The following is a 9,820-nucleotide window of genomic DNA, read 5'->3' as shown; positions in this document are numbered from 1 at the left end:
CCATCTCCCGAATTCCTATCCAAATTCCTTCGGGTCTTCATCAACTATTTTCAATAGTAAATTAATATATTCCTCTGTGGCTTTTTTATGATTTCCATTTTTTCTCCCATCTTCTAGACTTTCTAAATTGTTAGGATCGCCATGAACACACCAAGGGGCGACTGTTTTGAGTGAACAACCAATAAACTCAGCTATTTCTCGTTGAGTTTTTCCGTCGTTCAGCAAGAGAAACATTAAAATTCTTTCCCTAACTTCTGCTCTTTCTTCTTCTTTAAGAGCTTTTTGTAAGTTTTTCTTTTCTTCTAAATCTAGGAAATCTTTAGCTGGCATAAGTAGGATTTTTCTAAAATTACTATTTCTATTTTAGGTGGTTTAAGTGCGTTTTAGCTTACCTTTACGGGTTTTCGGTCATATTTCCGATCTTCTCTACTGGCAAAATTTACAGGATAACTATAATTTCGATTTAGTCGATTATCGCGGTTTTTTGCCCACCGAGAGCCTTCAAAAAGAGTTAGGCGACTGTTTTGGCCTGTTGATGACCCCGCGCTGGGTTGAGGCTTTTGGTAACGGGGCTATTGAAGCTTTAGCCTGTGGTGTTCCCGTAGTTGCCTATCGTCGCGGTGGTCCGGTAGAAATTATCGAAGATGGAAAAACTGGTTTTTTAGTTGAACCCGATAGTATCGAGGGATTAGTTACAGGAATTAAAAATTTAGGCTCTTCGTTACTTGTTATGGTTCGATAGGGGGGCATAAATCGACTAAATCCTTATCTGGCAAGAGACTTAATTGATTAGTTCGCTCTAGATAAAAACAATTAACAAAAATCGCTAAATGCCTTTCTCTATAAGGGTTCCATCCCTTATAACCCCCGTCCATTGCATAACACAAACCGAAGAGCCGTTATCAGTTATCAGTTATCAGTGGGGGCGTTGTCAGATAAAGAGATGAGAAGGCAAAATAGATAGAAACTCAATGAAGGAAAAAAAACGATGAAATGTCCAGAATGTAAAAGTGACCACATCAATAAAAATGGTCATCGTGGTCAAAAACAAAACTATATATGTGTAAACTGTGGTCGCCAGTTCATCGATAGCTATGAAACCAAGGGCTATAGCGATGATGTTAAGCGCACCTGTCTGAAAATGTAGGTAAATGGCATGGGATTTCGAGGCATTGAGAGAGTGACGGGAGTCTCACGAACAACCATTATAGATTGGGTCAAACAAGTGGGAAAACTGCTGCCTGATTCCTATAATCCAGAAACGATTCCAGAAGTGGGAGAACTAGATGAATTAGAGACCTTTGTTGGTAAAAAAAAGAACAAAATCTGGCTCTGGACGGCTGTTGACCACTTTCGAGATGGAATTCTTGGATGGGTAATTGGTGGTCTCGCAAGGCGAGTGCCTTCGGCAACATAGTGCAGAGACATTTCAACGTTTATGGCAAGCTATCTCATTTTGGCAATGTTATTTTTGGGTAAGTGATGGAAATCCAGTGTATCCAATATTTATCCCTGATGGGGATCAGATTGTTAGCAAAACTTATAGGACAAGGGTAGAGGGAGAAAATACAAGATTACGTCATTACTTAGCCCGTCTTCATCGTCAGACTCTCTGCTATTCAAAATGTGTCAAAATGTTAGAAAATTCCCTACCGCTTCTAATTCATTACCTTAAGTTTAAGGATGTTCCAGTTCCCTACACTTTTGCTTGATTCATCTTTACATCTGACAACGCCAACCACAGAGACACAAAGAACACAAAGTCAAAACAGATAGGGTTTGCTGAATAAATCTAAAAACCTTGTTGGGTAAGACTTTTAGACCTTTTGTCAATCAAAAAGTACCAGATATGGGAGTGATCGGGGGTAAAATTGGGTGCATCTCATTTTTGTAAATCTACCGAGTTGGTATTTTTAAAGGGAAACTATCTTCTAAAATTGGTCATCACTTCCGATTTTATCGCTCAATCCAAGCCTTTGGGGGGTTCTACCCCCCAAACCTACCGTTGGGGTCGTGGCGCCGCCCCCAAACCCCGGAGCGCATTAGTTTTTCGGTGGGATGCTTACAGACAGCCGCTGATATATCTGTAATAATTTAAGAGTCACTGATAATTGCCGATTGCCGGTATTTCTGCAAATGTGAGATGGACTCATCAGTTATCATTTATCAGATGCGAGTTATCAGTTCACTGATTACTGTTTACTGAACACTGAAAAAAAGCTCCCCACTTTCCACTATCCTATTAAACAGGATTGAGAATGACTAACTATTTTCTCATCGGTCAGAGCGAGGTAAAATTATAGATTATGGAATCACCGATCGAACGTTTTCGACTATCTCAAACCGCCAAAGATAGCCTAATAAAATTAAAACGCTACACCAAAATTGACCAATGGAATATCCTCTGTCGTTGGGCTTTTTGTCGTTCCCTTGCTGAACCGAGTCTCCCCTCTCCCGTTCCCATTCCTGCCGATAGCAATGTAGAATTATCTTGGAAAGTATTCGGGGGAGAAATGGCCGATATTTTCTTAATTGCCCTCAAACAACGTTGTCATCAAGACGGATTAGGAACCGATAAAGAAACTCTAACTCAACAATTTCGCTTACATTTACATCGCGGGATCGGTTATCTTGCTGGGGATGCCAAGCTAAAAAAAATCGATAATTTAATCGAATTAGAGAGGGAAAATCTCAGAGAATCTTAATCAAGAATGATCTGTTTTCAGGGGGAGCGCATCTCAAATGCTATTGACAATTGGCCAATTTTGTGATGGTATAGCAGTTTTCCTCAGGATGAGGCATGGGCAAGGGGCTTAAGCCCCTTGTTGGCAAAACTTGTCGATACCTCAGTAACGTGAAAAGCGCTATATTTAAAAGAGGGCGGCTATCGGGGGATGAGAAAAAATGGAAAATTTAATCAAGGAAGCACTAAGCCATCGAGCGATTAATCATCCGTATTTACTGGCTTTAGAAAAAGGAGAATTTCAACATATTGATGAAGTTCTGAAAGACTTTGCCAGTCAATACGGAGCTTATAGTGACTGGTTTTCCCGTTATTTAACAGCAGTAATATCAAAGCTAGAAAATCCCACTCATCGAAATCACCTGCTGAAGAACTTAGCTGAAGAAAACGGACATCTACACGATGAAGATCTCGAAGCAATCCGTAAATTAGGTATTAAGGACGAGTGGGTACAGGAAATTCCTCACCCACAGTTATTCAAGCGTTTTCAAGAAGCGATGGGAGTAGATAGCACGCAAACGCCTTGTGTTGAAGTGGAAATCTGGCGTGAATCATTCTTATCGCTGCTCCAGAATGGAAGTTCACTCCAAGCTATTGGAGCGATAGGTTTAGGGACTGAATCTGTTGTCAAATTTATCTACAAACACATTATTGAAGCGATCAAAAAACATACATCATTATCCTTGCAGCAATATGTATTTTTTCCTTTACATACAGAAGTGGAGGATGAACACAGCTTAACTTTAGTTGAGATTGCTAAAGAATTAGCCAGTGAAAGCGAACAGGCTGTTCTGGAATTACGGAAAGGAATGTTAAAAGCCTCAAATCTACGTGCTGCTTACTGGGACAATATGTATGAACGTGCGTCGGCGTTAGATAAATCTTTGACATCATCAGACCAACTCAAGATTGTTACGCTTTTCACTAAAATGACTAAAGGCAAAAAGCTGTCTAATCAGGAACAGGAACTTTTATTGCATCAAATCAATGATGTGCGTATTGGATTGACGGAAGACTTATCTACTGTTCCAGTGGAAAAACTACTACCTGGATTGAGTTCACTTTTGCTATACGGGATGCAAACGGAAAAGCACAAGGAAGAAGTTCTGAACTTGTTAAATTGGCTTGAAAATCCATCTGGTGAATGCCAATGCTCTCCAACAATATTAAGGCTTGCTTCACAACTTTACCATGATTTTCAAACGATGCGTCCCGGAGGCTTGACCGAAAAAATTAATGAACAAAAAAGCTTGACTCATGTGCAAGAAGGTAAAGAGCTTATTTCAACAATCAGCGCCAGCAACTTAGAAGCCTTATACAACAATAAGGTTGATAAACTCAATATTGACTTTAACGTATTTCGCCTACCATTTGATCTAGAAGTTTTAGATCCACGCCTAGTTATAGCCAAGCCAGGAAAAGCGAATGAAATGCACAGACACGCACATGAAACCGTATTTGTATTTCTTCAGGGTCAAGGAAAAGTTATTGTTGATCAATACGAAAACGAGGTCGAACCGGGTACTTTTGCTGTTATTCCCCGCTGGTGTGTGCATCAATCTGTGAACTTAGGAGAAGAAGAGCTAATTTTTCTGGCGATAGCTGATTTTGGATTAACTGGTAAAAGTTTTATGGGTAATTACTTACACAGTGCTAGACTAAAACAAAATTAGTGCAAATTTTATCACGTTAGATAGGTATGAAAGCAACACAAGAAACCAAAAAACTTTACGACGAAAGCGCAGGAGACTGGAAACGAGTAGAACCGATTTTGCTTTCTGATTACTCCGCACGTCCCTTTGCCATTGATTTATGTGAACCGATTGTCAACAAGAATATATTAGATCTAGGCTGCGGGGAAGGTTATGTAGGAAGAGAGTTAATTAACCGAGGCGCTCAATATGTTCATGGGATTGATATTTCATCGCAAATGATCGAGCAGGCCCTGATTCAAAAAAACGAGCATCAGATTACTAATGCTTCCTATGAAGCTGGTGATATTCGTGATTTTGCGGTAACTGAGTCCGAACAATACGATTTAGTTCTGGCTATGTTTCTGTTCAACTACTTAAATGTTTCAGAAACTATTAGCACGCTGCAGAAAGCCTACCAACTTTTGAAATTCGGTGGCTATTTCCTGTTCGCCGTCCCCCATCCCTCTTTACCTTTTCTGAAAAAAGATAAGTTTCCGTTTTATTTTAACCCGAAAGCTGGCTATTTTTCCGGACGCGATCAATTATTCCCCGGTGAGATTTGGCGCCGAGATAGAAAAGCCGTCGCCGTGCAATGTGTTCATAAAACTATGGAAGATTACTTCACATCTCTTCGTTTAGCAGCATTCACAAAAATGCCAGAAGTTTATGAACTAAAAACTAATCAGGAACATTTAGAACTAGACCCAGAATTTTTTACTCCGCTCATTGACCTTCCCCTTCACGTTGCTTTCAAAATTCAAAAATGATTATACCGATTTCTGATCCTAATATTTCATTACTGACTTGGAAAAAATTGCCTGATCCTTCTCAACTATTTTTTCATGTACCAGAATCATTAGTCTCAGATTTACTAAAAAGAAGCAATCACAAATGGCTTGAAAAACCCAACGAAATAGGACAGGAAACAGTCAATAAAAATCCTGATTTTTTCCTACCATTTCGTGAGAAATTGCTCCAGAAACCAGGCATAATTATTTCCCGATTAGAACCGGAATTAACAGAAATAGAAATGCGGTTAATTTATGCTTTTATTTCTCGCATTTTTGGACTGCTAAACCACCGCTATGGCTATTTTTTTGATGTAATCGATCGAGGAATGGATTACACTAAAAAAGCTATACCCGTTTCGATGACGAATACAGAAACTGGCTATCATACCGATAGTACAGCCAAAAACTACTTCCCTGATATTGTTGGCTTACTGTGTCTTGCTGCCGCGGATGAGGGAGGAGATTCCCTGGTAGTAAACGCCGCCAATTTGTATCAATATTTCTGGCAACACCATACAGACCTAGTTCCCTATCTTTACGAACCTTTGGCGCGCGATGTGATTACACCTGGAGAGATTAATTCTCAAGAAGCTATTCAAAATAATAATTTCCCCTTATTCTCAACAGATTCTCAGGGTCTGGTTTTTCGTTATATGCGGTACTGGATTGAAGTCGCTTACTCCAAACTAGAAATAGCGCAACCGGAAGCTATCACAAAAACACTCGACATCATCGACGACTTTTTTTCAAAACCAGAAAATACAGTCCGCTTCAAAATGAAAAAAGGTGATGTATTTTACATTAATAATCGCTTTTTATGCCACAATAGAACCGCTTTTAAAAATTCAGGAAAACCCCGACAGATGGTCCGTAGTTGGATTAACCTTTAAACAAAATACGTCCAAGGGAGAAAGTGAACTGGTCAAGGTACAGAGTACAATGACCTCAACTTCCTTGTCACTCCTTCAGGGGTTCAAACTCACCCTAAAAAACCTTCGGTCGGCCTAAAGTAGTGATATAGATAACTGCTTCATCGGAGGGAATTCCTAACACTTCATTAACTTGATCATCGAAAAAACCACCGATACCACTAACCCCTAACCCCAGATGAATAGCCGCCAAATTTAATCTCTGTCCCAAATGACCCGCATCTGCATGAAGATAACGATAGACTCGATCGCCATATTTAGCCACTGCTTTTGACAGATCCGCCGTATGAAAAACCACAGCGGCCGCATCTCGTCCCAAATCCTGACCTAAACAGAGATAATGTAACTCTTGCCAGAAATTTTTAAAGCGAATTTGCCGCAATTCTTGGGCTTTGGGAGCATAATAATAACAGCCTTCCTCTAATCCGGTTACTGCCGAAACAGCGATAAAAGTTTCCAATAAATCCAGAGCAAAATAATCGGGATTGGGATCGAGATTTTGGCCGGCATAATCTTGGGGTTGATAGGTGAAATGCAGCAGCGCTCGCAATTCGTCTAAACTGAGACTAGCGCCACTATAAGCGCGGGTAGATCTGCGTTTAAGAATCGTACTTTCCAGATCGATTAAATCTTCCCCCCAATTGACGGGACGGGATGTCACGGAAACTTTTAGACAAAAAGGAAAATTATATTTATCTTCCCAATTAGAGGGGGTAACAGTTGCTTCTATCTTCTCATCTGTAGCTATGATAGTGGCTCGGTGTAGGGAGTTTAATAATTCTCCCTCGGGAATTTCGGGATAAAGAGTCGTGGTTGCCGAAGGGAGTGCCGTGGTACTAGGGGGGAGATTTTGCCGGATATTGAGCAGATCTGCCAAAGGAATCACCGTCATGACACTTTCTTTCTCGGAATCGAGATAAAGCAATTCATTCATCTGGATATCGTTAAAACCACCGATTAAATGGGCGCGATAGTCATTAATCGAGGCTGATAGCTCAATATTGCCCAATAAATGCCCTGTATCGAGGAAAATACGCCGATAAGCTCGATCTTCGTAGCGCCAAGCGGACCGATAAAAAATGGCACTGGTAACTACAGCGATATCGGTATTTTCTAAAACAGGATTCCAGAAACAAGCAGATTGTAGGTTGGTCCAGACATCACTTTCCCAGAATAAAAGCAGCGAGTGACTTTGACCTTGGTAACTGTAGAGACCGGCGGGTAAAAATTCCGTGCCACGGGAGATCAGATAGACCTCGGCGGGGTATAATCCACCAGCAGAGGGTGCGGAACGTAGGTACAAGGGACTCCCCATAGTGGCGATTTTGGCAGTTAACCCATAGCTACAGCCCAAAATTCGCGATATACGTCGCCAAAAGTCTCCTTTTTGGGGAACCATTTGACGGGAGAGGTAGGGTTTGAGATCGAACGTCTGACCGATTTTGTATTCTTTGAAGGGATGGGGTTGTTGACTCCAATCAAGACCTTTACTTTTTGAGGCGATCGTCTGGGGGTCGTATTTAGTCCGCTCGTGGTAGTATTGGGCGATCGAGATTGGCTGATCTGGCATGATAAAGATAGGCTGTCTAAGCTTTACTTTTTAGTTTGACATACTCCCACCCCTAGAAAACGGGTTTCTTTCAGAAACCCGTTTTCTAAATACTCCCCTCTCCCACCCCCCCCTGCTCTACGATGTCGGGTAGGGTTGATTCATGAATCAACCCTACCCTTGATAAGGGGGGTGGGGGGTTGGGGGTGAGGGTAATTAACCATACCTGCCATTACTTTAGAAAAATAGTATAACTGCTATAATTATCCCATGGCGGCTCAACCCAGAGAAATTCGACGTTATGTTACCAGTGACGGCAAAGTTCCCTTTGCCCAATGGCTCGATTCTTTGCGGGATATTAAGGCTAAAACTAAAATTGCTCAACGCCTAAACCGGGTTAATTTAGGTAACTTAGGGGATTATAAATCAGTAGGAGCAGGAGTTTATGAACTACGAATAGACTATGGTTCTGGTTATCGCGTTTACTTTGGACAAATCGGAACAACGATTATCTTACTCCTGTGTGGAGGAGATAAAAAAACGCAAGCTAAAGACATTGAAATAGCTCAAAAATATTGGCAAGACTATAGGAGCCGAGAAAATGCCAGTCAGTGATAGTTATCATGATTCCCTGATCGAATCTCTTAAAGATTCCCATTACGCAGCAGTTTATCTGGAAACTCATCTCGAGGGAGATGAATATGAATTTGAATCAGAATTACTCAGACTCGCATTCAATCACGTCCTAGAAGCCCTTGGACCTCAAAATCTAACACCAGAACAAATCAAAATTCAGGCGAAGCAATTGGAAGAACTAATGCAAAAACCTGCACCTGAAGCCATGAATCAACTAACCTCTTGGCTTCAAGCTTTAGGATTGAAATTAACGATAACGGTCGCTTCAAAAATGCCAGAAATAAATCATGAAAATGACGCTGTTAGTTCAATCAAGATTACAGTGTAGTTTGTAGTTTGTAGTTTGGTTTTTTTGATGACAAATTGATAGCCGCTTAACGCACCCTACACAGAAAACGGGTTTCTTTCAGAAACCCGTTTTCTAAAATAAAATTATGACTACACCTACCTTCACCATTCCCCAATCTGACCCTCCCCTTTCCCCTCGGCAATCCTTGCCGACGATGTACGATTTACCTAGTGACAATCCACTGGAACCCGGTTTGCCTGACGAATTTCACCTATTACAACCTCAGTTATTACTGCTGACTTTCCAGCCTCCCAACTGGGAACCAGAGCTAGTTTTTAGCGCTGCTGACCTCAACCTTTACTACAATGTCAGACACCCTCAATGGTACAAGCGTCCCGATTGGTTTGGGGTGGTTGGTGTTCCTCGCCTCTACGATGGCCATGACCTGCGCTTAAGCTATGTGATTTGGCAGGAAGGGGTTTCTCCGACGATTGTGGTGGAATTATTGTCTCCAGGTACGGAAAATCAAGATTTAGGCGAAGAACTACGCCAACCAGGGGAACCGCCAACTAAGTGGACAGTTTATGAACAGATTCTGCGGATTCCCTACTATGTGGTTTTCAGTCGCTATACTAACCAACTTCAGGCGTTTGAACTGGTAGGCGGTCGTTACCAACCCGTAGCTTTAGTGGAGGGACGCTTACCGATTCCTCCACTGGAATTGAGCTTGGGTTTGTGGCAAGGTTCCTATCGGGGGATTGAGCGGCTATGGTTGCGCTGGTTGACGCTGGAAGGAGAGTTAATTCCCCTGGCCGATGAGGAGTTAATTGCGGCCAAACAAGAGGCTTCTGCGGCGAAACAAGAGGCTTCTGCGGCGAAACAACGAGCAGAACAACTAGCGGCACGATTGCGGGAATTAGGGATAGATCCTGAAAGCTGAAGGCTCGAAAACCCCTCAAAAAAGAGAGAGGAAACCCGCGCCTCCTCTCTCTGGGACATTATTTTCTCGCTTTGCGGACAGTACCCCCTAGCATTAAACCCCCTAGTGTGATAAGCTTTTACGCATTTAAGTTACATTGACAGCATTACCCTTATTTTTAAGTTTTCTACTCCATTTAATAATCAATCCCCCTTCATTTAAAAGCTGATTGACTACTTTTTCCAGTTCTTCTTTATTTTCAAATTCTCG

9 protein-coding genes and 4 pseudogenes are annotated in these 9,820 nt (G+C 41.5%); 9 read left to right on the top strand and 4 right to left on the bottom strand.

What is annotated here, in order from left to right; translation table 11 throughout:
- Positions 1-18: 18 nt before the first annotated feature.
- Positions 19-330 (bottom strand): annotated as a pseudogene (locus O9332_RS12780) (helix-turn-helix domain-containing protein); the annotation flags it as partial.
- A 49-nt stretch (positions 331-379) separates the two neighbouring features.
- On the opposite strand from O9332_RS12780, the pseudogene O9332_RS12775 reads away from it, so the two are divergent.
- Positions 380-712, top strand: a pseudogene (locus O9332_RS12775) (glycosyltransferase); the annotation flags it as partial.
- A 16-nt stretch (positions 713-728) separates the two neighbouring features.
- Here O9332_RS12775 and O9332_RS12770 read toward each other — a convergent pair.
- Positions 729-875: a hypothetical protein gene (locus O9332_RS12770; protein ID WP_002761326.1), complete on the bottom strand. Its 147-nt coding sequence runs from the start codon at positions 873-875 to the stop codon at positions 729-731.
- 113 nt (positions 876-988) lie between these two features.
- Between O9332_RS12770 and O9332_RS12765 the strand changes: the two are divergent.
- From O9332_RS12765 to O9332_RS12745, 5 genes and pseudogenes are all read left to right on the top strand, one after another.
- Positions 989-1,712, top strand: a pseudogene (locus O9332_RS12765) (IS1 family transposase).
- Between the two features lie 594 nt (positions 1,713-2,306).
- Positions 2,307-2,705 (top strand): DNA sulfur modification protein DndE, encoded by a 399-nt coding sequence (gene dndE / locus O9332_RS12760; protein WP_002735106.1) that lies wholly within the window; start codon positions 2,307-2,309, stop codon positions 2,703-2,705.
- 199 nt (positions 2,706-2,904) lie between these two features.
- A complete protein-coding gene (locus O9332_RS12755) occupies positions 2,905-4,416 on the top strand; it encodes a cupin domain-containing protein (RefSeq protein WP_288025873.1) in 1,512 nt (503 codons plus the stop codon).
- Between the two features lie 26 nt (positions 4,417-4,442).
- Positions 4,443-5,204 (top strand): class I SAM-dependent methyltransferase, encoded by a 762-nt coding sequence (locus O9332_RS12750; protein ID WP_288025871.1) that lies wholly within the window; start codon positions 4,443-4,445, stop codon positions 5,202-5,204.
- Entirely contained in the window at positions 5,201-6,118 is a 918-nt protein-coding gene (locus O9332_RS12745; RefSeq protein ID WP_288025869.1) for a TauD/TfdA family dioxygenase, read from the top strand. The genes O9332_RS12750 and O9332_RS12745 overlap by 4 nt, the downstream gene beginning before the upstream one ends.
- 94 nt (positions 6,119-6,212) lie before the next feature.
- Here O9332_RS12745 and O9332_RS12740 read toward each other — a convergent pair whose 3' ends face one another.
- Positions 6,213-7,727 (bottom strand): SagB/ThcOx family dehydrogenase, encoded by a 1,515-nt coding sequence (locus tag O9332_RS12740; RefSeq protein WP_288025867.1) that lies wholly within the window; start codon positions 7,725-7,727, stop codon positions 6,213-6,215.
- Between the two features lie 249 nt (positions 7,728-7,976).
- Here O9332_RS12740 and O9332_RS12735 point away from each other — a divergent pair, with 249 nt between their 5' ends.
- From O9332_RS12735 to O9332_RS12725, 3 genes are all read left to right on the top strand, one after another.
- A complete protein-coding gene (locus O9332_RS12735) occupies positions 7,977-8,321 on the top strand; it encodes a type II toxin-antitoxin system RelE/ParE family toxin (protein ID WP_002755652.1) in 345 nt (114 codons plus the stop codon).
- Positions 8,308-8,670, top strand: coding sequence for a helix-turn-helix domain-containing transcriptional regulator (locus tag O9332_RS12730; protein ID WP_012266497.1), 363 nt, complete (start codon positions 8,308-8,310; stop codon positions 8,668-8,670). Before O9332_RS12735 ends, O9332_RS12730 begins: the two co-directional genes overlap by 14 nt.
- Before the next feature lie 106 nt (positions 8,671-8,776).
- Entirely contained in the window at positions 8,777-9,571 is a 795-nt protein-coding gene (locus tag O9332_RS12725) for a Uma2 family endonuclease (protein ID WP_002761186.1), read from the top strand.
- Between the two features lie 126 nt (positions 9,572-9,697).
- Here O9332_RS12725 and O9332_RS12720 read toward each other — a convergent pair.
- A pseudogene (locus O9332_RS12720) lies at positions 9,698-9,820 on the bottom strand (IS630 family transposase); the annotation flags it as partial.

It is taken from the genome of Microcystis sp. LE19-10.1B, assembly GCF_027530565.1.
Classification (GTDB): domain Bacteria; phylum Cyanobacteriota; class Cyanobacteriia; order Cyanobacteriales; family Microcystaceae; genus Microcystis; species Microcystis aeruginosa.
This window is presented reverse-complemented; position numbering and strand designations above follow the sequence as displayed.

Bases quoted from the DNA above. Each gene is read 5' to 3' on its own strand.
- O9332_RS12735 (WP_002755652.1), top strand. From the start codon at position 7,977: ATGGCGGCTCAACCCAGAGAAATTCGACGTTATGTTACCAGTGACGGC.
- O9332_RS12770 (WP_002761326.1), bottom strand. From the start codon at position 875: ATGGACGGGGGTTATAAGGGATGGAACCCTTATAGAGAAAGGCATTTA.
- O9332_RS12730 (WP_012266497.1), top strand. From the start codon at position 8,308: ATGCCAGTCAGTGATAGTTATCATGATTCCCTGATCGAATCTCTTAAA.
- O9332_RS12755 (WP_288025873.1), top strand. From the start codon at position 2,905: ATGGAAAATTTAATCAAGGAAGCACTAAGCCATCGAGCGATTAATCAT.
- O9332_RS12750 (WP_288025871.1), top strand. From the start codon at position 4,443: ATGAAAGCAACACAAGAAACCAAAAAACTTTACGACGAAAGCGCAGGA.
- O9332_RS12740 (WP_288025867.1), bottom strand. From the start codon at position 7,727: ATGCCAGATCAGCCAATCTCGATCGCCCAATACTACCACGAGCGGACT.
- O9332_RS12725 (WP_002761186.1), top strand. From the start codon at position 8,777: ATGACTACACCTACCTTCACCATTCCCCAATCTGACCCTCCCCTTTCC.
- O9332_RS12745 (WP_288025869.1), top strand. From the start codon at position 5,201: ATGATTATACCGATTTCTGATCCTAATATTTCATTACTGACTTGGAAA.
- dndE (WP_002735106.1), top strand. From the start codon at position 2,307: ATGGAATCACCGATCGAACGTTTTCGACTATCTCAAACCGCCAAAGAT.